Here is a 21,791-nt window from a genome sequence, read left to right as displayed (position 1 = left end):
AAGCAATAACCGTCAAATATGACGGGGTCATACATGTGTGATGCACATGCACTGGCTTTTAACACACTGTTGAGTTCTCAAGAAACGGACGCGTTCATCCTTGCCGAGATCCTTTCGAATCCCGTCTCGGAGGCGCTACTCTCGTCTCGGCTATCCTAGCAGATAATCCCTTTTGGTGTCAAATCCGGAGATTTGCTGCCAACCGGTCGAATCTGCCTAAGATGGTGCGCCCCGCTTCCGGGGCAACCCTCTTAACTTACCGTGTCACTCAGCGCTTGTCGAATCAACCGATTTTCCGGCGGGTTCGGCATGCGCCCAGAGACGACTCAGGCTCGAGCACGCCGAAGCGGCTCTGCCGAGTGGCTCGTCTATTTCAAGGGGCTTGCCCGGGGCCCGTCCGCCTGATCGGCGTCCGGCTCACTCCCGGGGCGAACTGAAAGATTAGGTCGCGATCCGCGACACGTCAAATCGCCAGGCCCGGGCACTCAGAGTTCCGACGTCGCGCGCCTGATGGCCTTCTCGCGTCGGGCCAGGAGCTCCCCCCATGCTCCCGGCCTCCATGAGCCGGGCTCGAGGACGTCGCGATGCCAGGGACGCGGCGATCGTTCGACGCGTCCGCGTACTTCCAGGTTCTTGGGCATGACGGTCATGGCCTGGGGCGTCACGAGGTATGCCCACGCCAGAGCCGCCGGCGAGATGCCCTTTGCCAAAGCTTTGATACCGCGCCGAGCGACCGAATCCACTCCGGCCTGGAGTACGAGCAGCCGGTCGGCGATGCCGAGCGGCGCGTCGTGATCGTTATGAGGCCGACACATCCGACCAGTCAGTGGCCTGGAGACGAGGCGCCTAGCGCTGCCCGCTCCCCGCCTGTCGGCGCCGACTTGAATGAACAGGTGGCGGCACTCGCCATGCGAGCCGGTGATACCGATGGAACTGCTGGTCGATTTTTCCCGCTCAACAGGTTGCGAGCCGCACTCCCCCAAGAGCGCGGAGTCAGGCCTTGGCCACGCGGTTCTCAGCCACGGTCCGCCCGGACGTGCCGGACGGACGCGGCTTCGGCTTCGGCTTCGGCTTCCATCGGATCGCCGCCCATCCTGGCCGACGTACGACGAGACTACGTCGATGTCCGTTTTAATGAGGTAAACGCAGAGAGCCGAAGACGCTGATTCGATGGTCGCCGTTGGCCGGCGAGCGGAGTTTCGGCCAGTCGGTCAGGTTGCCTGTGCGCGTTCACTGGCCGGTGGCTTGGACAGGTGCGGGCCTCCAGCGGCGCTGATCATGGTGATGACGGTGATGGTGGCGAAGTCGCAGACGGTCTAGCGGCCGAACGTGACCGTTCGCGCCAGGGCGCGCACCTGTTCCGGTGACTCGAACACCTCCGCCGCCATCCCCGCCTCCCGCGCCGCGACCACATTGGCCTCGTTGTCGTCGAAGAACAGGATGTCCCCAGGCGCAGCGCCCACGGCCTCCGCGCAGATCTCGTACGCCCGCCGCTCCGGCTTGGCCACCCCGATCCGGCACGAGTACGTCAACGAAGTGAACCGCCCCAGCCACGCCCCATGCCGTGACTCCCACATCGGCACGAGTTCCTCGACGATGTTGGAGAGCAGCCCCAGCCGGTGCCCCTGGTCCGCGAGCTCGTGCACCACCCGCACCATGGCGTCGTCCACCTGGCACCAACTGTCGAGGTCCGCGGCTACGAGCGCGGGAACGTCGGCGAAGTTCACGCCGAGCCGCTCAGCCACCGCCGCCCAGTAGGCTCCGCTGTCCTGACCGGCGTCATAGGCGGGCCGGCAGGCCCAGTACGCCTCCCAGAACCGCTCCCCCGGCGTCCCGGCCAGGTCGATGATCCGCTGCCGCGCTTCGGCGGACTGAGTACGGGCGATCACGCCATAAAGGTCAAAAACGATCACAGCAGCCATACGCTCGAGCCTACGACGCGTATCCTGCCCCGGTGACCACTGCCGCCACGCTGGCACCTCCAGCCCGCCCCGCCGAGCGTTTGCGCACGTCCACCCCCTGGTGGATGGCGTTGCTCACGGCGGGCGCGGCCTTCTCAGGAACGGGCTCCGCCACCCTGAACGGTGACGAACTCGCCACCATCAGCGCCGCCTCCCGGTCGCTGGCGGGAATGTGGGAGCTGGCACAGCACATCGACGGCCATTTCCTCCCGTACTACCTGTTCATGCACTTCTGGGCGATGGCCGGCACGGCGGAGCTGTGGCTGCGGCTGCCGTCGGCCCTGGCGATCGGTGTGGCCGCCTGGCTCCTGACCGACCTGGGCCGCCGCCTGCACTCCGTCCGCGCGGGCGTGATCGCGGCCGCCGTCTTCGCGATCCTGCCATCGGTGTCCTACTTCGGCGCTTTCGCCAGGCCGTACGCCTTCGCCGCCGCCGCGGTGGTCTTCTCCTTCTGGGCCCTGCACCGCGCGGTGGAGCGCCCGGGCGAGGCCAGGCGGTGGGTGCTCTATGGGCTGGCGGTCGCGCTGGTGTGCTGCTCGCATCTGTTCGCGGTGCTGGTCCTGCCCGCCCACCTGGCGCTGGCCCGCCGGGGAGTCCTCCTCCGCATGTCGGCCGCGCTCGCCATCGGTGGCGTTCCGGCCGCCGCGCTGGGACTGATCGGGTACGGCGAGCGGCACGCGATCAGCTGGATCCCGCAGCGCGGGCCGGAGGTGTGGCTCAAGTTCCCGAAGATGGCGGCGGGGACGACCGCGCTCGGCGTGGTGCTGTTCGCGCTGGCGGTGGCCGGAGCGGTCATGCTGTGGACGACGGCTCGCCGCGGCGCCTCACACGCGGCCGACCGGTCGGAGGCGAGGTCGCGGCCGCCCGGCCGGGCGTGGGCTTTCGCGCTGGCCGGCTGGCTCATCCTGCCTCCGCTGCTGCTCCTTGCGGTGTCGCACCTGCTGACGCCCGTCTACGTCGACCGGTATCTCTTCGTGACCGCCCCGGCGCTGGCGCTGCTGGCAGGGCTCGCGGTGGCGTCCGTCCCGCGGTTCCCGGTCGTGGCCGGGGTGGTGGTCGTGCTGCTCGGCTGCGTGCTCGCGTTTCCGGATCATGCGGAGGTACGGGAGGAGAACGGGCGGTTCGAGAACATCCCCTGGGCGTTGCGCGTGATCAAGGCCGAGCGTGACGACGCGATCGTGTACGGGCAGAGCCAGTTGCGGACGGGGTTCGACTACTACGCGGACTCCTTGATGCCCGTCGATGTGCTGAGAGCGGGTGACGTGCCGCAGCCCGACGGGTTCGGCCATCCCGAGCACTCCGATGTTTCCGGCGCGTTGGAAGGGCGTGAGCGCGTGTGGGTCGTGTGGCGGGGGGCGAAGAAGGCTGGGCTGGAGGGTGACGCGATTCCCCGGGTCGGAGAGGTGCGGCAGGCCGGATTCGAGCTGAGCGTGGCCAAGCACTCGGGCGATCTGCCGGGGCTCACCGTGGCGCTGTTCACTCGTCGGTGAACTGCCACCTCGGCATTCCCGCAGCATCACGCCGAAGCGGGCCCTCCGCCGCGGAGGGCCCGGAATCGGTCAGCCGACCTCGACGCCGCCGATCGACTTCTTGCCGCGCCGGAGCACCATGAACCTGCCCCGCAGCAGGTCGTCGGCGGCCGGCACGTACGACTCGTCGGTGATCTTGACGTTGTTGAGGTACGCCCCGCCCTCCTTGACGGCCCGCCGGGCCGCCGACTTGGACTCCACCAGGCCGCTGTCGGCCATCAGGTCCACGAGCGAGGCGCCGAGCGCCGGCACGCTGGCCTTGGGCACCTCCGCCAGCGCCGCCGCGAGCGTGGCCGCGGACAACTCTTCCAGCGCCCCCTGGCCGAACAGCGCCTTCGACGCCGACACGACCGCGTCCAGCTCCTCCTTGCCGTGCAGCAGTTCGGTGAGCTCCTCGGCCAGCGCCCGCTGCGCCTCGCGGGCGAAGGGCCGCTCGGCGACGGCCTTCTCCAGCTCCTCGATCTCCTCGCGGCTCCTGAACGTGAACACCTTCAGGTAGTGGATCACGTCGCGGTCGTCGGAGTTGAGGAAGTACTGGTAGAAGGCGTAGGGAGAGGTCATCTCCGGGTCGAGCCAGAGGGCGCCGCCCGCCGTCTTGCCGAACTTGGTGCCGTCGGCCTTGGTGATCAGCGGCAGCGTGAGAGCGTGGACGTGGCCGCCCTCGATGCGGCGGACCAGGTCGGCCCCCGCGGTGATGTTGCCCCACTGGTCGCTGCCGCCGATCTGCAGCGTGCAGTTGTAGCGGCGGTAGAGCTCCAGGAAGTCGTAGGACTGAAGGATCTGGTAGCTGAACTCGGTGTAGCTCAGCCCCTCCCCCTGCAGGCGTGCGGAGACGGACTCCCTGGCGAGCATGCGGTTGACCGGGAAGTGCTTGCCGATGTCGCGCAGGAAGTCGATCGCGCTCAGCTCGCCGGTCCAGTCGAGGTTGCTGACCATGAGCGCCGGGTCGGGCTCGGAGTCGAAGTCGAGGAAGCGGCCGACCTGGCCACGCAGGCGCTCCACCCAGCCGGCGACGACCTCGCTGGAGTTGAGCGAGCGCTCGGTGTTGCGCCCGCTCGGGTCGCCGATCAGGCCGGTGGCGCCGCCGACCAGGCCGATCGGGCGGTGCCCGGCCAGCTGGAAGCGGCGCAGTGTGAGCAGCGGCACGAAGTGACCGACATGCAGCGACGGCGCGGTCGGGTCGAAACCGCAATAGAGCGTGATCGGGCCCTTGGCCATGGACGCACGCAGGGCGTCGAGGTCGGTGGACTGAGCGATCAAGCCTCGCCAGGCGAGGTCGTCGAGAATGTCGGTCACTGTGCCGGCTTTCCAGTCATAGGGACATGTGGGATGGATACAGCGTGCCTGATCGCCCGGGTCGCCCGCCACTTGGATACGCTCTGTCTCCATGTGGAAGGTCCGTCGCGAGCTGGCCGTTTTCAAGATCTTAGGGGGTCTGGTGTGTGCCGGGCTCGCCGTCTTCTGGTGGATCGAAGGCGACGTCCGCGGCGTGATCCTGGCCGTGCCCGCAGCGCTGCTGGTGGGCGCGATGGGGTTGCGTGACGTGCTGGTCCCGGTGCGGCTGGCGGCCGACGAGAACGGGATCACCGTGGTGCAGGGTTTCGCGAGCAAGCGGCACGTGCCCTGGGAGACGATCTGGGACATCAAGGTGGACGTACGCAGGCGGTGGGGGCTGCGCAGCGAGATGCTGGAGATCGACACCGGCGACTACCTGCACATCTTCAGTCCTCACGAGCTGGGCGCCTCCCCCACGGAGGTGGCGGCGGCACTGCGGCGGCGCGGCACGTGAGCGCGGTAGGGCGACACGGTCGGGTCGCCGTCGATCCAGAACCGCCACGGGGTCTCCCTGGCCGTCGAGATGCCGGTGCGCGGCCCTGACCTGATCACGGAAGGCTCGGCCGGGGCGCCTTCGAGCATGGTGGCCGACTGCCGGGGGCGGCCCAGCGGCGAGCCCTCCACGATGGTGTCGAGGCCGTTGTGCTCACGCATCAGGCCGAGGGCCACCGCGAGCCTGGCCGGGCCACGGGCGAGGTCGCGGTCGGCGATCCGCCTGCCGTTCGCGCGCCGCGCCCGCGCCTCGGCCAGGCCTTCGACCACCTCGCCCGCCCGCAGCAGCACGGCGGAGCCGTGGCCGTCGGGCAGGCACACGAGGTTGGCGCAGAAATGCATGCCGTAGGTGAAGTACACGTACAGGTGCCCCGGAGGGCCGAACATGACGGCGTTGCGTGGCGTCTTGCCGCGGTAGGTGTGCGCCGCCGGGTCCTCGCCCGGGCCGCCGTACGCCTCGACCTCGGTCAGGCGCACGGCGACGGGGCCGTGCGCGAGCACGCGCCCGAGCAGATCGGGCGCCACCTCGTGCGACGGCCGGTCGAAGAAGCTCCGCGGGAGCGGCGCGGAGCTCAGCTGCCCGCCGCCCATGCCGCCTGCGCGTCGACCGCCTCGCGGAGCGCGAGGAGCTGGTCGCGTACGCGGTCGGGGGCGGTGCCGCCGTACGCCTTGCGCGCGGCCAGGGCGCCGGGCACGTTGAGCACGTCGCGCACGTCCGGAGTCAGGTGCGGGGACACCTTGACCAGCTCGTCGTCGGTGAGCTCGCCGAGGTCCTTGTCGTTGACCTGGCACCACACCACCAGGTGGCCGACGGCCTCGTGCGCCTCGCGGAAGGCCACGCCGCGCCGGACCAGCAGCTCGGCCAGGTCGGTGGCGAGCGCGAACCCGTCGGGGGCCGAGGCCTCCATGCGGGCGGTGTTGACCCGCATCGTGGCGACCAGGCCGGCCATCGCGGGCAGGACCAGCAGCAGCGTGTCGACCGCGTCGAACACCGGCTCCTTGTCCTCCTGCAGGTCGCGGTTGTAGGTCAGCGGCAGGCCCTTGAGCGTGGTCAGCAGCGACATCAGGTTGCCGATCAGCCGGCCCGACTTGCCGCGGGCCAGCTCGGCCACGTCCGGGTTCTTCTTCTGCGGCATGATCGACGAGCCGGTCGAGTAGGCGTCGTCCATCTCGATCCAGCGGAACTCCTGCGAGGCCCACAGGACGATCTCCTCGCCGAGCCGTGACAGGTGCACGCCGATCATCGCCGCGTCGAACAGGAACTCGGCGGCGAAGTCGCGGTCGGAGACCGCGTCCATCGAGTTGGGCGCGGCGGCGGAGAAGCCCAGCTCCTCGGCCACGGCCTGCGGGTCCAGCGGCAGCGACGAGCCCGCGAGGGCGCCGGAGCCGAGCGGGCAGATCGCGGCGCGCTTGTCCCAGTCGGCGAGCCGGTCGATGTCCCGGGCGAACGCGTGCACGTGCGCAAGCAGCTGGTGGCCGAACGAGACCGGCTGCGCGTGCTGCAGGTGCGTCATGCCGGGCGCGGCCGTTTCGGCGTGCGCGGCGGCCTGCGTCATCAGCGCCGTCTCCAGCTCGACCAGGCGCGAGACGACCGAGCGGGCGTGGTCGCGCAGGTAGAGGCGCAGGTCGGTGGCGATCTGGTCGTTGCGGCTGCGCCCGGCGCGGAGCTTGCCGCCGAGCGAGCCGAGCCGCTCCAGCAGGCCGCGCTCCAGCGCGGTGTGCACGTCCTCGTCGGCCACCGTCGGCCGGAACTCGCCTTCCTTGCAGGCGCGCTCCAGGTCGTCGAGCGCGCCGATCATGCGCTCGAGCTCCTCGTCGCTCAGCAGCTCCGCCCTGTGCAGCACGCGCGCGTGCGCCCTGGACGCCGCCAGGTCGTACGGCACCAGCCGCCAGTCGAAGTGCACGCTCACCGACAGCCGGGCCAGCGCGTCGGACGGGCCGCTCTCGAAGCGTCCGCCCCACAGCCGCATCGGCTTGCCATCACTCACCGTCATCTCCTTTTCGTCCCACGCGACCATAGTGCAAGTCAGCCCTTCTTGTTGTCCCGCGCGGCCGCGATCTTGGCCGGGAGGGAGAAGAGCTGGACGAAGCCCTTGGCGAGGGACTGGTCGAAGGTGTCGCCGGTGTCGTAGGTGGCCAGCGAGAAGTCGTACAGGGACTCCTCGGAGCGACGGCCGGTGACGGTGGCCTTGCCGGCGTGCAGGGTCATGCGGATGTCGCCGGAGACGTGCTTCTGGGCCTCGAGGATGAGCGCGTCGAGGGCGTCCTTGAGCGGCGAGAACCACAGGCCGTCGTAGACGAGCTCGCTCCACCGCTGGTCCACGCCGCGCTTGAATCGGGCCAGGTCGCGCTCGACGGTGACGTTCTCCAGCTCCATGTGGGCGGCGATGAGCGCGATGGCGCCCGGCGCCTCGTACACCTCGCGGGACTTGATGCCGACGAGCCGGTCCTCGACCATGTCGATCCGGCCGACACCCTGGGCGCCGGCGCGCTGGTTGAGCTCGTCGATGATCTGGTACGGCGTCAGCGCGCGCCCGTCGATCTTGACCGGGACGCCGGCCTCGAAGGTGATGACGACCTCGTCGGCCTCGTGCGGCTGGGACGGGTCGGAGGTGTAGGAGTAGACCTCCTCGGTGGGGCCGTTCCAGATGTCCTCGAGGAAGCCGGTCTCGACGGCGCGGCCCCAGAGGTTCTGGTCGATGGAGAACGGGTTCTTCTTCGACGTCTCGATGGGCAGGCCCTTGGCCTCGGCGTACTCGATGGCCTTGTCGCGGGTCCAGGCGAAGTCGCGGGCGGGAGCGACGACCTTGAGGCCGGGGGCGAGTGCGGCCAGGCCGGCTTCGAAGCGGACCTGGTCGTTGCCCTTGCCGGTGCAGCCGTGGGAGACGATCGTGCCGCCGAACTGCTTGGCTGCCGTCACCAGGTGCTTGACGATGAGCGGCCGCGACAACGCGGAGACCAGCGGGTAGCGGTCCATGTAGAGGGCGTTGGCCCGCAGCGCGGGCACGCAGAAGTCGGCGGCGAACTCCTCCTTGGCGTCCACCACGACGGACTCGACCGCGCCGCAGTCCATGGCGCGCTTCTGGATGGCCTCCATGTCCTCGCCGCCCTGGCCGAGGTCCACGGCGACGCAGACCACTTCGGCGTTCATCTTCTCGGCGAGGTAAGGGATGGCGACGGACGTGTCGAGGCCACCGGAATATGCGAGGACTACCCTCTCGGTCATTTCACGTTCTCCCATTGCTAACTACGGCGGTCGGCGACCTTGAGCAGCGCGTCGGCGACGGCTTGCCCGCCCGCGGGGTCGCGGCTGATGACGAGGATGGTGTCGTCGCCCGCCACCGTGCCGAGGATGGACTTCCAGTCGGCGTGATCGATGGCGGAGGCCAGGAACTGGGCGGCGCCCGGCGGGGTTCTCACGATGACCAGGTTGGCCGACGCCTCGGCCGCGACCAGCAGCTCCTCGGCGATGCGGTGCAGCCGCGCGTCCGGGGACTCGCCGGTGCCGAGCCGGGTGAGCGGGATACGGTCGCCGCCCTCGCCGGGCAGCGCGTACACCAGCGAGCCGTCCTCGGCGCGCAGCTTCAGCGCGCCGAGTTCGTCGAGGTCGCGCGAGAGCGTGGCCTGGGTGACCTCGACGCCGCTCTCGGCGAGCAGCTTGGCCAGCTCCGGCTGGGAGCGGACGGCCTGCCGCCGCAGCAGGTCGGTGATCTTGGCCTGCCGGCCCGCCTTGGTCATCGGAATGGTCATCGGTGTGTCACCAGCCAGTGGAGCAGCGCCTTCTGGGCGTGCAGGCGGTTCTCCGCCTGGTCCCACACGACGCTGTGCGGCCCTTCGAGCACCTCGTCGGTGATCTCGTAGTCGCGGTAGGCCGGCAGGCAGTGCAGCACGATCGCGTCCGGCGCGGCGTGCTCCAGGAGCTCGGAGTTGACCTGGTACGGCATGAGCGCGGCCACCCGCTGCTCCTTGCCGTCCTGGCCCATCGACACCCACGTGTCGGTGGCGATCACGTGGGCGCCCTCGGCGGCGGCGACCGGGTCCGACAGCGCGACCACGGAGCCGCCGGTCCGCGCGGCTATGGCGGCGGCCTGAGACATGATGACCGTGTCGGGCTGGTAGCCGGCGGGGCCGGCGATGCGGACGTGCATGCCGGCCGTGGCGCCGCCGAGCAGATAGGAGTGGGCCATGTTGTTGGCGCCGTCGCCGAGGAAGGTCAGCGTGAGCCCGGCGGTCCTGCCCAGGCGCTCCTGGACGGTCTGCAGGTCGGCGAGGATCTGGCAGGGGTGGAACTCGTCGGTGAGGGCGTTGACCACCGGCACGCGGGAGTGGGCGGCCATCTCGTCGATGAGCTCCTGGCCGGTGGTGCGCCAGACAATCGCGGCGACCTGGCGGTCGAGCACCCGGGCGATGTCCTTGGTCGGCTCGCCGCGGCCCATGAGGACCGAGACGTTGTCGACGACCAGCGGGAGGCCGCCCAGCTCGCCGATGCCGGTGTGGAAGGACACACGGGTGCGCGCCGACGGCTTGTCGAACAGCACCGCGACGGTCTGCGGGCCCTCGAAGGGGCGGTAGCCGAACCGGTCCTTCTTCATCGCGGCCGCGAGGTCGAGGACCTCCGCCTGCTCGGCGGGGGAAAGGTCGTCGTCTCTCAAGAAGTGCCTGATTGGCGCCGGGTCCGCGCTGTGCCTGGTCACTTGGCCGCCTCCGCCAGAATCTCCGGGAACGCCGTCACGAAGGCGTCCACCTCGTCCGCTGTCACGACAAGGGGCGGGGCGAGGCGCACCGCGTCGGGCTGGAGGGCGTTCACCAGGAAGCCCGCTCCCGCGGCGGCCTGCTGCACCTGCGCCGAACGGTCCTCGGACAGCACCGCCGCCAGCCACAGGCCGCGCCCGCGCACCCCCTTCAGGAGCGGGTGGCCGATGGCCTCGAGCCCGGCGCGCAGCCGCGCCGAGACGGACGTGACGTGGTCGAGGTCCACGTTGTCCAGGACCGCGAGTGCGGCCGCGCACGAGACCGGGTTGCCGCCGAACGTCGAACCGTGGTCGCCCTTCTCGAACAGCTTGCCCGCGTCTCCGAAGCCGACGCACGCGCCGATCGGCAGCCCGCCGCCCAAGCCCTTGGCCAGGGTGAGGATGTCAGGGGTGACGCCGTCGGCCTGGTGGGCGAACCAGTGCCCGGTACGCCCGATCGCGGACTGGATCTCGTCGGCCACCAGCAGCGCGCCGGTCGAGTCGCAGATCTCGCGGGCGGCCTCGAAGTACCCGTCCGGCGGCGGGACCACGCCGGCCTCGCCCTGGGTCGGCTCCAGGAAGACCGCGATGCAGTCGCCGGTCACGGCGTCCTTGAGGGCGTCGGCGTCGCCGTACGGGACGAAACGCACCTCGACCGGGAACGGGCCGAACTGGTCGCGGATGGACTTCTTGCCGGTCAGCGACAGGGCGCCGATCGTGCGGCCGTGGAAGCCGTTCTCGGCGGCGACGAAGTACGAGCGGCCCTCGCGGCGGCCGTGCTTGAGCGCCAGCTTGTACGCCGCCTCGTTGGCCTCGGTGCCGGAGTTGGCGAAGAAGACCCGGGCGGGGGCGTTCAGCAGGTCGAGGAGCTTCTCGGCGAGCAGCACCTCAGGCTCGTGCAGGAACAGGTTGCTGGTGTGCGCGATGGTGGCGACCTGCCGGGAGACGGCCTCGACCAGGGCCGGGTGGGCGTGGCCGAGCGAGCTGGTGGCGATGCCGCCGATGAAGTCGAGGTATTGCCTGCCGTCCACGTCCCACACGCGGCTGCCCTCGCCGCGCGCCAGGGCGACCGGGGGAACGCCGTAGTTGGGCATGAACGCCTTCTCGAACCTCTGATACAAGCTCATCAGGGCATCACCATCGTTCCGATTCCTTCATTGGTGAAGATCTCCAGCAGCAGGGAGTGCGGGACGCGGCCGTCGAGCACGTGGGCGTGCGGCACCCCGCCCTGGACCGCCGTCAGGCAGGCCTCCATCTTCGGCACCATGCCGCTGGACAGTGTGGGCATCAGCGTCTCCAGCTCCTCGCCGGTGAGCTGGTCGATCACGTCGGTGTCGTCGGGCCAGTTGGCGTACAGGCCCTCGACGTCGGTGAGGACGATCAGCTTCTGCGCCTGGAGGGCCACCGCCAGCGCGGCGGCCGCGGTGTCGGCGTTGACGTTGTAGATCTGGCCGTCGTCCCCTCGGGCGACGCTGGAGATGACCGGGATGCGGCCGTCGTCGATCAGCGCCTTGACCGCGCCGGGATCGACCTTGATGATCTCGCCGACCTGGCCGATGTCCACGGGCTCGCCGTCCACGAGGGCGTGCTTGCGCACGGCGGTGAGCAGGTGGGCGTCCTCGCCGGACATGCCGACCGCGAACGGGCCGTGCCGGTTGACCAGGCCGACGATGTCCCGGCCGACCTGGCCGACCAGGACCATCCTGACGACCTGCATGGCCTCCGGCGTGGTGACCCGCAGCCCGGCGGTGAACGTCGACTCGATGCCGAGCTTGTCCAGCGCGCTGCTGATCTGCGGGCCGCCGCCGTGCACGACGACCGGGCGCAGGCCCACGTGGTGCAGGAAGACGACGTCCTCGGCGAAGCCCTCCTTGAGCGCCTCGTCGGTCATGGCGTTGCCGCCGTACTTGATGACGACGGTCGCGCCGTGGAAGCGGGTCAGCCAGGGCAGCGCCTCGATCAGGGCCTCGGCCTTGGTCTGCGCGGTGGTGAGCCTCATGAGCTGTACGCCGAGTTCTCGTGCACGTAGTCGGCCGTCAGGTCCGTGGTGTGCACGGTCGCGGTGTGCGGGCCCGCCGACAGGTCGATGGTGATCGTCACGTCCCTGGGGCGCATGTCCACCTTCGAGCGGTCGTCGCCGACCGCGCCGCCTCGGCAGATCCAGATGCCGTTGATCGCCACGTTGAGCCGGTCGGGCTCGAAGACGGCGTCGGTGGTGCCGACCGCGGCCAGCACGCGGCCCCAGTTGGGGTCCTCGCCGTGGATGGCGCACTTGAGCAGGTTGGAACGGGCGACCGAGCGGCCGACCTTGACGGCGTCCTGCTCGGAGTCGGCGCCGACGACCTCGATGGCGATGGCCTTGGATGCGCCCTCGGCGTCGACCAGGAGCTGCCTGGCCAGGTCGGCGCAGACCTCGGTGACCTTCTGCTCGAACTCCGCCGGGTCCGGCTTGACGCCGGAGGCGCCGCTGGCCAGCAGGAGCACGGTGTCGTTGGTGGACATGCAGCCGTCGCCGTCGAGCCGGTCGAACGTCCTGGCGGTCGCCTTGCGCAGCACCGCGTCCAGTTCGTCGCTGGTCACGTCGGCGTCCGTGGTGATCACGCAGAGCATGGTCGCCAGGGCCGGGGCGAGCATGCCCGCACCCTTCGCCATCCCGCCCACCATGTAGCCCTCGCCGCGCCGGAAGGAGATCTTGGAGACCGTGTCGGTGGTGCGGATGGCGTCGGCGGCGGCCAGGCCGCCGTCGCGGGAGAGCTGGCCGGCGGCGGTCTCGACGCCGGACAGCAGCTCGTCCATCGGCAGCCGCTCGCCGATCAGCCCGGTCGAGCAGACCGCGACCTCGCCCGCCGAGTCCTGGAGCACCTCGGCGACCTTCTCGGCGGTGGCGTGGGTGTCCTGGAAGCCCTCGGGGCCGGTGCAGGCGTTGGCGCCGCCGGAGTTGAGAACCACCGCGCGCAGCCGGCCGCCGGCCAGGACCTGCTGCGACCACAGCACGGGGGCGGCCTTCACGCGGTTGGCGGTGAAGACGCCGGCGGCCGCGCGGCTGGGCCCGTCGTTGACGACGAGGGCCAGGTCGCGGGCGCCGGCGGATTTGATCCCGGCGGCGATGCCCGCGGCTCGGAAACCAACTGGAGCGGTTACGCTCATGCGGCCGCCTCCGGCGTCCAGACAAGCGTTATACGCCCGTGCTTATCGGTTCGTTCGCTGCGCTCTCTCACGGTGCGACTCCTGTCAGGGGGAGGCCGAGCTCTTCCGGCAGGCCGAGGGCGAGGTTGACGCTCTGGATGGCGCCTCCGGCCGTGCCCTTGGTGAGGTTGTCGATGGCGATGACGGCGACCACGCGGCCCGCGCGCTCGTCGAGCGTCACCTGCAGGGCGGCGGTGTTGGCGCCGTAGGTCATGGAGGTGGCCGGCCAGACGCCCTCGGGAAGGAGCGTGACGAACGGCTCGTCCTTCAACGCGACCTCGTACGCCGCCCGGAGCGACTCCTTGGTGACGCCGGGCGCGGCCGGGGCGGTGCAGGTGGCGAGGATGCCACGGCTCATGGGTGCCAGCGTCGGAGTGAACGACACGCGGACGGACGTGCCCGCGACGGCCGACAGGCCCTGCTCCATCTCGGGGGTGTGCCGGTGGACGCCGCCCACGCCGTACGCGCTGACCGAGCCCATGACCTCGCTGCCCAGGAGGTTGGGCTTGAGCGACCTGCCGGCGCCGCTGGTGCCGCTGGCGGCCACCACGACCACGTCCGGCCCGGCCAGCCCCGCGGCGAACGCGGGTGTCAGCGCCAGCAGGACGGAGGTCGGGTAGCAGCCGGGGACCGCGATGCGGGTGGCCGTTCTGAGCACGTCGCGCTGGCCGGGCAGCTCGGGCAGGCCGTACGGCCAGGTGCCGGCGTGCTCGCCGCCGTAGAACTCCTGCCAGGCGGCGGGATCGGCGAGCCGGTGGTCAGCGCCGCAGTCCACCACGACCGTCGCCTCGCCGAGCTGAGCGGCGACGGCGGCCGAGTGACCGTGCGGCAGCGCCAGGAAGACGACGTCGTGGCCGGCGAGCGCGTCGGCCGTGGTGTCCTCGATGATCCGGTCGGCCAGCCGCGGCAGGTGGGGCTGGTGGGCGCCAAGGCGGCTGCCCGCGCTCGATGCGGCGGTGAGCGCGCCGATCTCGAACTCGGGGTGGCCGAGCAGGAGGCGCAGCAGCTCCCCGCCCGCATACCCACTGGCTCCGGCGATCGCTGCCCTCATTCGGTCCCCTCCTGCATATTCATGCATCATATCTCATGACCTTGCTTGTGAAGATGATGCACTCCACAGGATAAATATGCAAGCCAGGGCCTTCCAGTCGCCTCCAGGTGAACAGCAAGTGAGGCTCAGCATGATGGACATATGAGTGATTTCTTGTCCGATATGCAGTTCGTCACACCTGCGGGGAGGGATCCGGGCCGGTTCGGGCGCGCCGTGCTCGTGGTGCTCTGGCTGGGGGTGTGCGTGCTGCCGATGGTGTTCGCGATCGAGGACCTCGAGCTCGCGACGGGCCGCGCAGGCACGCCGGGGACGTTGCGGGTGGTCTCGTGCGAGTCGCTGGGCGAGGGTCGCTACGACTGCGACGGGATCTTCACGCCGGACTCCGGCGGCGCTCCCGTGGCAGTGGACGCCTCTCCGGACTCCGAGGCGGGAGACGTGACGCGGGCGCAGCTCACGCCGGAGGGCGATCGTGCCGCTCCGGCCGGGACGAGGGGCGTGCTGGCCGCCCTGACGCTGCCGGCGCTCGGGGTCGGCGGGCTGGGGTTCCTGCCGTACGTGATCATGTACTGGGCGGGGGCGCGCAGGGGCCGCCGGGCCGCCGTGGCCTGGGGTTTCCTGGTCACGGCGGCCGGCTTCACGGGGATGCTGGTCGGGATGGTGGCCGCTTACTCCTGACGCTCAAGCGTCTCTGATCGGTTTAGCGATCCTGAGGAATCCCCAGCAACAGTGCACGGCGAAATGCCGGGCATGCACCGATCGTCTTCGTGCCCTGGTGCCGGTGGACAAAGGCCCCCGGCCCGCGTGACACGTCCCTCCGGACGCTATCGGTCCAGCGTGCACGGCAATGGGACCGGGGAGGGTGCCCCGCGTCGCCTGGACACGGGGCGCGCTGATGTCAGAACGATACCATACGATCACCATGAGTCACTGATGAAAGAAGGGAGCCTTCTAACGGAGGAAAGCGGCGGCCACGCCCGCGTCCACCGGAACGTGCAGGCCCGTGGTGTGGGTGAGGTCGCTGCCGGTGAGGGCGAAGACCGCGGCCGCCACGTGCTCGGGCAGCACCTCGCGCTTGAGCAGGGTGCGCTGCGCGTAGAACTCGCCCAGCTTCTCCTCCTCGACCCCGTAGACCGCGGCGCGGTTGGCGCCCCAGCCGGAGGCGAAGATGCCGGAGCCGCGGACCACGCCGTCGGGGTTGACGCCGTTGACGCGGATGCCGTGCCCGCCGAGCTCGGCGGCCAGCAGGCGGACTTGGTGGGCCTGGTCGGCCTTGGCGGCGCCGTAGGCGACGTTGTTCGGGCCGGCGAAGACGGCGTTCTTGGAGGAGATGTAGACGATGTCGCCGCCCATGGCCTGGTCGATCATCACCCGGGCGGTCTCCCGGGAGACCAGGAACGAGCCGCGCGCCATGACGTCGTGCTGCAGGTCCCAGTCCGCCAGGGTCGTCTCCAGCAGCGCCCGCGACAACGACAGGCCGGCGTTGTTGACGACCAGGTCCACGCCGCCGAAGGCGAGCACGCCCGCGCGTACCGCCGTGGCGACCTGCTCCTCCGAGGTGACGTCCACGCCGGCGGCCACGGCCACGTCGGAGACGCGGTAGGCGTTGGCGCCGATCTCGGCCGCCACCTTCTCGGCGGCGCCCAGGTCGCGGTCGGCGATCACCACGCAGGCGCCCTCGGCGGCCAGGCGGCGGGCGGTGGCCGCGCCGATGCCGGAGCCGCCGCCGGTGACCAGCGCCACGCGCGTGGCCAGGGGCTTGGGCTTGGGCATGCGGCGGAGCTTGGCCTCCTCCAGCTCCCAGTACTCGATGCGGAACTTCTCCGACTCGGGGATGGGCGCGTACGTGGAGACGGATTCGGCGCCGCGCATGACGTTGATGGCGTTGACGTAGAACTCGCCGGCCACCCGGGCGGTCTGCTTGTCCTTGCCGAAGGAGAACATGCCGACGCCCGGCACCAGCACGATCGCCGGGTCGGCGCCGCGCATCGGCGGCGAGTCGGGGGTGGCGTGCCGGTTGTAGTAGGCGGTGTACTGCTCGCGGTATTCCGCGTGGAGCTCGCGCAGCCGCTCGACCGCCTGCTCCAGCGGCGCGTCCGGGGGCAGGTCCAGCACCAGCGGGGCGACCTTCGTCCGCAGGAAGTGGTCGGGGCAGGAGGTGCCCAGCGCCGCCAGCCGCGGGTGCTCGGAGCGGGAGACGAAGTCCAGCACCTCGGAGGTGTCGGTGTAGTGGCCGACCGTGCGGACGTCGGCGGAGGCCAGGCCCCTGATGACCGGGAAGAGGGCCGCCGCGCGCGCGTGGCGCTCGGCCTCGGGCAGCGTCTCGTAGATCACCGAGCCGAACGGGTCTTCCCGGCCGTGCTCGTTCAGGTACGCCTCGGCGGTGCGGATGATCTCCAGCGAACGCGACTCGCATTCCTCGGAGGTGGCGCCCCAGGCGGTGATGCCGTGGCCGCCGAGGACGCAGCCGATCGCCTGCGGGTTGGCGTCCTTGATCGCGGCGATGTCGAGGCCGAGCTGGAAGCCGGGCCGGCGCCACGGCACCCACACGACCCGGTCGCCGAAGACGCGCCTGGTCAGCTCCTCGCCGTCGGCGGCGGTCGCGATGGCGATGCCGGCGTCGGGGTGCAGGTGGTCGACGTGGCCGGCCTCGACCAGGCCGTGCATGGCCGTGTCGATGGACGGCGCGGCTCCGCCCTTGCCGTGCAGGCAGTAGTCGAACGCGGCGACCATCTCGTCCTCGCGCTCGACGCCCGGGTAGACGCCCTTGAGCGCGCGCAACCGGTCCAGGCGGAGGACCGCCAGGCCCGACTCCTTCAGCGTGCCCAGGTCGCCGCCGGAGCCCTTGACCCAGAGCAGCTCGACCTCCTCGCCGGTGACCGGGTCGGGCGCGTTGCCCTTGGCCGAGGTGTTGCCGCCGGCGAAGTTGGTGTTGCGCGGGTCGGCTCCCAGGCGGTGCGAGCGTTCCAGCAGTTCGTTGACAACGTCTCCGATGTGTTCAGGCATGGTGCTTCAGGCCCCCCAGCCGGCCTGCTGGCCGCCGACACGCTCGGCGACGATTTTCTCGAAATATCCGGACTTGGCGTAGGCGGTCATCGGGTCGGGCGCCAGGCCCATCTCCTCCCGCAGCTCGGCGAGCAGCGGCCGCACGTCGGTGTTGTAGGCGTCCATGAAGACGCCGTTGGCGCCCAGCACGTCGCCCTCGGCCTGCGCGGCGGCCAGCGCCTCGCGGTCGACCAGCAGCGCCTTGGCCGTCGCTTCCTGAACGTTCATGACCGAGCGGATCTGGCCCGGGATCTTGGGCTCGATGTTGTGGCACTGGTCCAGCATGAACGCCACCCCCGCGGCCGGGTCGAACCCGCCGCCGCCCACCACCTCGAACATGATCCGGAACAGCTGGAACGGGTCCGCCGCCCCGACCATCAGGTCGTCGTCGGCGTAGAAGCGGGAGTTGAAGTCGAACCCGCCGAGCTTGCCCTCGCGCAGCAGGAACGCCACGATGAACTCGATGTTGGTGCCCGGCGCGTGGTGCCCGGTGTCCACGACCACCTGGGCCTTGGGGCCGAGCTTGACGCAGTGCGCGTAGGCGGTGCCCCAGTCGGGCACGTCGGTGGCGTAGAAGGCCGGCTCGAACAGCTTGTACTCCAGCAGGAAGCGCTGGCCGTCGCCGAGCCGGTCGTAGACCTCGGCGAGCGATTCGGCCAGGCGGTCCTGGCGGGCGCGGATGTCGTCCTGGCCCGGGTAGTTGATGCCGTCGGAGAACCACAGCTTCAGCGTGTCGGAGCCGGTGGCGTCCATGATGTCCACGCACTCGAGCAGGTGGTCGGTCGCCTTGCGGCGCACCCGCGCGGACGGGTGGGTGACGCTGCCGAGCATGTAGTCGTCGTCCTGGAAGACGTTGGAGTTGATCGCCCCGATGCCGACGCCCAGGTCCTTGGCGTGCCGGGCCAGGTCGGCGTAGTCGTCCACCTTGTCCCACGGGATGTGCAGGGCGACCGTGGGCGCCACGCCCGTGTAGGCGTGCACCTGGGCGGCGTCGGCCAGCTTCTCGTACGGGTCGCGCGGCACGCCCTTCTGCGCGAACACCTTGAACCTGGTGCCGCTGTTGCCGTACGCCCAGGACGGCGTCTCGATGTGCTGTGCGCGCAGCGCGGCCTTGATGTCAGTCATTGGTCCCCGATCAATCCAGGTGGAACACTTCGGTCAGCGGTGCCATGCCCTCGTCGGGGCGGCCGTCGAGGTCCTCGAAGAACGGCGCCATCTCGGCCTGCCAGCGGGCGTTGACCTCGGTCTCGGCCATCGCCTTCTTCGCCGCCTCGAAGTCCTCGGTCTCCAGGTAGCCCACGAGCAGGCCGTCGTCCCTGAGGAAGAGCGAGTAGTTGTGCCAGCCGGTGCGCGACAGCGCCTCTCGCATCTCCGGCCAGACGTCCCGGTGGCGTTCGCGGTACTCCGCCAGCCGCTCCGGACGGACTTTCAGCAGGAAGCAGACGCGTTGCACTGGCACTCCCTTCAAAACGTTTTAATCCTCCGTGCAGGAAACTATGATTCCTGGTGCTCGCTGTCAATGCGATACCGGGTCCCGTGCGGGACGGAGATCGCAGGCGTCGCGGTGATACGTTTTAATCCGCCCTTCGTGACCGATCATGGCGTGAGCTTCTCACCGACGAGCGCGAGGTTCTGGATGGCGGCCAGGCCGTACAGGGCGGTGGTGTTGGTGGAGACCCAGGCCGCCTCGTCCGTCGGGTTGAGCGTCGTGGCGACCTTCTCGGACTTCCACGGCAGGGTGGGGGCGTACCCGTCGCCGGTGGCGAACTCCGTCCAGGCCCGGGTCGCGAGGTCGTCGCGCTTGAGCCGGACCGCCGCGTACGCCGTCAGCCTGGAGTGCCCCTGCTTGAGGATCAGGTTGCCGAAGTGGGCCCCGGTCTCGGCGGCCTGCTCGGCCCTGGTGGCGTTGAACAGCCGGCAGTACTGCAGCCACGCCTTCTCGAAGTCCGGCATGTCCACCAGGTCGATCAGCTCGGCGCAGATCTCGACCTGCCCGAACATCGCCGACAGATGGGACACCGCCACCTTCTTCTCGGCCGGGGCGAACTCGCCGGTGTTGATGTTGTAGAGCCCCTCGCCCGTGACGAAGCCGTTGGGCATCGCGGCGATGGTCCGCATCGTGGCCTTGAGCTTCTTCTCGGCGATCGGGTCGCCGCCGCGCTCCCATTCGGTGAGCCAGGCGGCGGCCAGGCCGCTCCAGTCGGTGCCCAGGCCGATGGCCAGCGCCTGAGGGTCCGGCTCGTACGGCGCCGTACGGATCTTGCGCAGCGGGTCGATGGCCAGGAACGTCTTGTCGGAGTCGACCAGCGCCCGCATCAGGTCACCGGTGCGCTCGTCGGCCGTCAGGAAGTAGAAGATGCGCCGGTAGACGGCGGTCGAGATGCGTTGCTGCTTGGCACTGCACCCCCAGTGCTGGACGTTGTGCCGGGTGCCCAGCCCGGCCCACGGCCCCAGGTGGTAGACGTCGACCTCGCCGGTGTGCCGGGTCATGGCCTCGGCGAAGCGGAAGACGTCGGACCGGCCCGAGCGCAGGTACGCGTACCAGAGCCACAGGTCGGGCGAGAGCTCGGAGTTGTCCCAGGCGTAGCCGCCGATGTCGTAGCGCCACACATGCCGGTCCTCGTCGAAGGTGTGCATGATGTCGCCGTAGTCCCAGAACCCGTACCAGTGACGCTGCTCGACCTGCTTCTTGTAGTAGTCGAAGAGGAAGTCGAGCCGGTCCTCGATCGTCTTCTTCGCCGGCGTGGACCGGTCGACGGGGCTGAACAGGCCGCCGAACACCTTGGCCGCGGCCAGGTGCGCGGGCGGGGCGACGAGCAGCGGAGGCGTGCGCACGGCATCGGCCATGGCCGACAGCCGGGCCGCGTCGGGAGTGGCGGCCAGCGCCCAGAACGTCAGCTCGGTCGTCCTGGCGACTCCGAGCGGCGTGCCGAAGCCGGGCTCGTAGTCCTCGTACGTGATGTTGAGGCCCTCGATCTGCTCGGGGTAGGTGTCCTGGCCCATCCCGTCGTGGTAGAAGCGGGTGTCCATCGGCCCGGCGTCCGGGGACCACATCCAGACCGTGACCTCGGCCTCCTCGGAGGCGGCCGCGCGGATGTCGAGCTGGGTGGGGTGGCGCTGCCAGAAGTCGCGCATGCCGAACGCGAAACCGCCGCTCACGCCGCCCACGTAGCCGAATCCCGAGGCCCGCTTGCCCTGGTCGACGGCCACCCAGCCGTAGCCCTTCTTGGTGCGCTTCTTCAGCGTGAAGCCCTCGGAGGACAGCTGGGAGAGGGTGTGGTCGCCCCAGTCGGGGATGAGGTGGAGACGGCTGCTCACCCGGGTGTCCCAGGTGGCGACGTCGGGCAGCCTCTGCCCGGCCACCTGCGCCTTCCGGACTGCCGCGCCGGGGTCGCGGCGCAGGCCGGTGATGCCCTTGACCGCCTCGGCGAGCTGCCCGTGGCCGTCGCCGACGAAGCGGACGTGCCGGTTGTAGGCCTCGTCGCGCATCGGGACGCGGAAGCGCACGCCGAGGCCGGCGATGAAGTCGTGCTGGCCGTCGCGGTCGAACACGAACGTGTGCACCATGCGCACGCTCTCCGCGCCGGCGTAGAAGTAGAGCCGGATCGTGAACGGCAGCCAGGACTTGCCCTTCTTGGAGGTGTGGCGCCCCTCGATCCTGACCACCGCGCGTACCGGGCCCGACTGCTCGACCTCGACCTTGGCGATGTCGCTGAGGTAGGCGTCCACCTCGGTGGTGCGGTCGTCGCCGTCGTCGATCTTGCCCTGCCGGAGGCTGACGAGCTGGCCCTTGCGGGCGATCTCGGTCTCCCCGCGCCAGATCTGGGAGATCAGCTCGCTGCCGTTCTTGCGGACGCGGACGCGGATCACGCCGGTGTCCACGTCCACGTACTGCTTCTCGTTCTTGACCGTGACCGGCTTGGCGGGGGCGCCGGCGGTGCCGGGGCGCAGCGTGTACGTCTCCGTTGTCGGCGCTTCGGGGCTGATGGCGTGGGCCGTCCACTTGAGCGTGCCGTCCGGCCAGTACGCCAGCGGCCACGTCTGCACGGGCACGGCCGCGCCGCCGGCGGTGAGCGCGAACTGCTGCTCCTTGGGCACCATGCCCTTGGGCCAGGGGACGCCCCAGGTGGTGCCGGGGGTCTCGGCGGGCTTGTCCTCCAGCCAGCGCAGGGTGACGTCGGGGATGTCCAGGGCCGCCAGAGCGGGCGACTCCAGCATCGAGGCCATCGGCACGGCGGCTCCGGCCACGGCCATGCCCTTCAACGCGTCTCTTCTCGAGATTTCTGACATCTAGATGGACCTCCGTACGGGAAGGGGGGTGATCGGCGGAATGGCGCGCTCTTCCGGGAAGCGCTTTCCCCACGGACATGAGACCGCCCGGACCCGGGCACGGCGCCGGACACCCTGCCACCACGGCCGGTGCCGGAGCACCGCGGAGTCGTCAGGCGGCCTGGGCCGGAGCGGG

The 21,791-nt window shown here is 70.2% G+C and carries 18 protein-coding genes; 3 read left to right on the top strand and 15 right to left on the bottom strand.

The features are described 5' to 3' along the window. Positions 1-1,316 precede the first annotated feature (1,316 nt). Positions 1,317-1,922, bottom strand: coding sequence for an HAD family hydrolase (locus ACIBX3_RS32735; protein ID WP_397123732.1), 606 nt, complete (start codon positions 1,920-1,922; stop codon positions 1,317-1,319). A 32-nt stretch (positions 1,923-1,954) separates the two neighbouring features. On the opposite strand from ACIBX3_RS32735, the gene ACIBX3_RS32730 reads away from it, so the two are divergent. Further along, positions 1,955-3,451 (top strand): glycosyltransferase family 39 protein, encoded by a 1,497-nt coding sequence (locus ACIBX3_RS32730; protein ID WP_397123730.1) that lies wholly within the window; start codon positions 1,955-1,957, stop codon positions 3,449-3,451. A gap of 69 nt (positions 3,452-3,520) precedes the next feature. Here ACIBX3_RS32730 and tyrS read toward each other — a convergent pair whose 3' ends face one another. Then, positions 3,521-4,786 carry a tyrosine--tRNA ligase gene (tyrS, locus tag ACIBX3_RS32725; protein WP_397123729.1) on the bottom strand — a complete coding sequence of 422 codons (1,266 nt, stop codon included), beginning with the start codon at positions 4,784-4,786 and terminating at the stop codon, positions 3,521-3,523. A gap of 91 nt (positions 4,787-4,877) precedes the next feature. Here tyrS and ACIBX3_RS32720 point away from each other — a divergent pair, with 91 nt between their 5' ends. Then, positions 4,878-5,279 (top strand): PH domain-containing protein, encoded by a 402-nt coding sequence (locus tag ACIBX3_RS32720; protein ID WP_397123727.1) that lies wholly within the window; start codon positions 4,878-4,880, stop codon positions 5,277-5,279. Here the strand turns inward: ACIBX3_RS32720 and ACIBX3_RS32715 are convergent. The 9 genes from ACIBX3_RS32715 to argC form a co-directional block, all read right to left on the bottom strand. Further along, positions 5,219-5,908: a DNA-3-methyladenine glycosylase gene (locus ACIBX3_RS32715; RefSeq protein ID WP_397123725.1), complete on the bottom strand. Its 690-nt coding sequence runs from the start codon at positions 5,906-5,908 to the stop codon at positions 5,219-5,221. The genes ACIBX3_RS32720 and ACIBX3_RS32715 overlap by 61 nt on opposite strands. Continuing rightward, positions 5,890-7,311 carry an argininosuccinate lyase gene (gene argH, locus ACIBX3_RS32710; protein ID WP_397123723.1) on the bottom strand — a complete coding sequence of 474 codons (1,422 nt, stop codon included), beginning with the start codon at positions 7,309-7,311 and terminating at the stop codon, positions 5,890-5,892. The genes ACIBX3_RS32715 and argH overlap by 19 nt, the downstream gene beginning before the upstream one ends. A gap of 32 nt (positions 7,312-7,343) precedes the next feature. Next, positions 7,344-8,543 carry an argininosuccinate synthase gene (locus tag ACIBX3_RS32705; protein ID WP_397123721.1) on the bottom strand — a complete coding sequence of 400 codons (1,200 nt, stop codon included), beginning with the start codon at positions 8,541-8,543 and terminating at the stop codon, positions 7,344-7,346. Between the two features lie 17 nt (positions 8,544-8,560). Beyond that, positions 8,561-9,067: an arginine repressor gene (locus ACIBX3_RS32700; RefSeq protein WP_397123719.1), complete on the bottom strand. Its 507-nt coding sequence runs from the start codon at positions 9,065-9,067 to the stop codon at positions 8,561-8,563. Beyond that, positions 9,064-9,981 (bottom strand): ornithine carbamoyltransferase, encoded by a 918-nt coding sequence (gene argF, locus ACIBX3_RS32695; RefSeq protein ID WP_397123753.1) that lies wholly within the window; start codon positions 9,979-9,981, stop codon positions 9,064-9,066. Before argF ends, ACIBX3_RS32700 begins: the two co-directional genes overlap by 4 nt. 26 nt (positions 9,982-10,007) lie before the next feature. Further along, positions 10,008-11,174: an acetylornithine transaminase gene (locus tag ACIBX3_RS32690; RefSeq protein ID WP_397123717.1), complete on the bottom strand. Its 1,167-nt coding sequence runs from the start codon at positions 11,172-11,174 to the stop codon at positions 10,008-10,010. Continuing rightward, the gene (argB, locus tag ACIBX3_RS32685; RefSeq protein ID WP_397123715.1) at positions 11,174-12,046 is read right to left on the bottom strand and encodes an acetylglutamate kinase; all 873 of its coding nucleotides are present in this window, start codon (positions 12,044-12,046) and stop codon (positions 11,174-11,176) included. The genes ACIBX3_RS32690 and argB overlap by 1 nt, the downstream gene beginning before the upstream one ends. Then, positions 12,043-13,194, bottom strand: a complete 1,152-nt coding sequence (gene argJ / locus ACIBX3_RS32680; protein ID WP_397123713.1) for a bifunctional glutamate N-acetyltransferase/amino-acid acetyltransferase ArgJ — start codon at positions 13,192-13,194, stop codon at positions 12,043-12,045. Before argJ ends, argB begins: the two co-directional genes overlap by 4 nt. Positions 13,195-13,261: 67 nt before the next feature. Then, positions 13,262-14,284 carry an N-acetyl-gamma-glutamyl-phosphate reductase gene (argC, locus tag ACIBX3_RS32675; RefSeq protein ID WP_397123711.1) on the bottom strand — a complete coding sequence of 341 codons (1,023 nt, stop codon included), beginning with the start codon at positions 14,282-14,284 and terminating at the stop codon, positions 13,262-13,264. Between the two features lie 141 nt (positions 14,285-14,425). On the opposite strand from argC, the gene ACIBX3_RS32670 reads away from it, so the two are divergent. Beyond that, on the top strand, positions 14,426-14,959 hold the full coding sequence (locus ACIBX3_RS32670; protein WP_397123709.1) for a hypothetical protein: 534 nt from the start codon (positions 14,426-14,428) through the stop codon (positions 14,957-14,959). A 273-nt stretch (positions 14,960-15,232) separates the two neighbouring features. Here the strand turns inward: ACIBX3_RS32670 and ACIBX3_RS32665 are convergent, their stop codons facing one another. The 4 genes from ACIBX3_RS32665 to ACIBX3_RS32650 all read right to left on the bottom strand — a co-directional run bounded on the left by ACIBX3_RS32665 (position 15,233) and on the right by ACIBX3_RS32650 (position 21,616). After that, entirely contained in the window at positions 15,233-17,287 is a 2,055-nt protein-coding gene (locus ACIBX3_RS32665; protein WP_397123707.1) for a bifunctional aldolase/short-chain dehydrogenase, read from the bottom strand. 6 nt (positions 17,288-17,293) lie between these two features. Beyond that, a complete protein-coding gene (gene rhaI / locus ACIBX3_RS32660; RefSeq protein ID WP_397123705.1) occupies positions 17,294-18,451 on the bottom strand; it encodes an L-rhamnose isomerase in 1,158 nt (385 codons plus the stop codon). A gap of 10 nt (positions 18,452-18,461) precedes the next feature. Beyond that, positions 18,462-18,779, bottom strand: a complete 318-nt coding sequence (locus ACIBX3_RS32655) for an L-rhamnose mutarotase (protein ID WP_397123703.1) — start codon at positions 18,777-18,779, stop codon at positions 18,462-18,464. 143 nt (positions 18,780-18,922) lie between these two features. After that, complete coding sequence (locus ACIBX3_RS32650; RefSeq protein ID WP_397123701.1) at positions 18,923-21,616, bottom strand: twin-arginine translocation signal domain-containing protein; 2,694 nt, start codon at positions 21,614-21,616, stop codon at positions 18,923-18,925. Positions 21,617-21,791 lie beyond the last annotated feature (175 nt).

The organism is Nonomuraea sp. NPDC049480 (assembly GCF_044465905.1).
Classification (GTDB): Bacteria; Actinomycetota; Actinomycetes; order Streptosporangiales; family Streptosporangiaceae; genus Nonomuraea.
The sequence above is the reverse complement of the archived record's forward strand: the minus strand, read 5'-3'. Positions and strand labels throughout refer to the sequence as shown.

Excerpts from the sequence above, each read along its gene's own strand:
- ACIBX3_RS32705 (WP_397123721.1), bottom strand. The coding sequence starts at position 8,543 with ATGACCGAGAGGGTAGTCCTCGCATATTCCGGTGGCCTCGACACGTCC.
- ACIBX3_RS32670 (WP_397123709.1), top strand. The coding sequence starts at position 14,426 with ATGAGTGATTTCTTGTCCGATATGCAGTTCGTCACACCTGCGGGGAGG.
- ACIBX3_RS32720 (WP_397123727.1), top strand. The coding sequence starts at position 4,878 with ATGTGGAAGGTCCGTCGCGAGCTGGCCGTTTTCAAGATCTTAGGGGGT.
- argC (WP_397123711.1), bottom strand. The coding sequence starts at position 14,284 with ATGAGGGCAGCGATCGCCGGAGCCAGTGGGTATGCGGGCGGGGAGCTG.
- ACIBX3_RS32735 (WP_397123732.1), bottom strand. The coding sequence starts at position 1,922 with ATGGCTGCTGTGATCGTTTTTGACCTTTATGGCGTGATCGCCCGTACT.
- argH (WP_397123723.1), bottom strand. The coding sequence starts at position 7,311 with ATGACGGTGAGTGATGGCAAGCCGATGCGGCTGTGGGGCGGACGCTTC.
- rhaI (WP_397123705.1), bottom strand. The coding sequence starts at position 18,451 with ATGACTGACATCAAGGCCGCGCTGCGCGCACAGCACATCGAGACGCCG.
- ACIBX3_RS32650 (WP_397123701.1), bottom strand. The coding sequence starts at position 21,616 with ATGTCAGAAATCTCGAGAAGAGACGCGTTGAAGGGCATGGCCGTGGCC.
- ACIBX3_RS32700 (WP_397123719.1), bottom strand. The coding sequence starts at position 9,067 with ATGACCATTCCGATGACCAAGGCGGGCCGGCAGGCCAAGATCACCGAC.
- argJ (WP_397123713.1), bottom strand. The coding sequence starts at position 13,194 with ATGAGCGTAACCGCTCCAGTTGGTTTCCGAGCCGCGGGCATCGCCGCC.
- ACIBX3_RS32690 (WP_397123717.1), bottom strand. The coding sequence starts at position 11,174 with ATGAGCTTGTATCAGAGGTTCGAGAAGGCGTTCATGCCCAACTACGGC.
- ACIBX3_RS32715 (WP_397123725.1), bottom strand. The coding sequence starts at position 5,908 with ATGGGCGGCGGGCAGCTGAGCTCCGCGCCGCTCCCGCGGAGCTTCTTC.
- ACIBX3_RS32665 (WP_397123707.1), bottom strand. The coding sequence starts at position 17,287 with ATGCCTGAACACATCGGAGACGTTGTCAACGAACTGCTGGAACGCTCG.
- argB (WP_397123715.1), bottom strand. The coding sequence starts at position 12,046 with ATGAGGCTCACCACCGCGCAGACCAAGGCCGAGGCCCTGATCGAGGCG.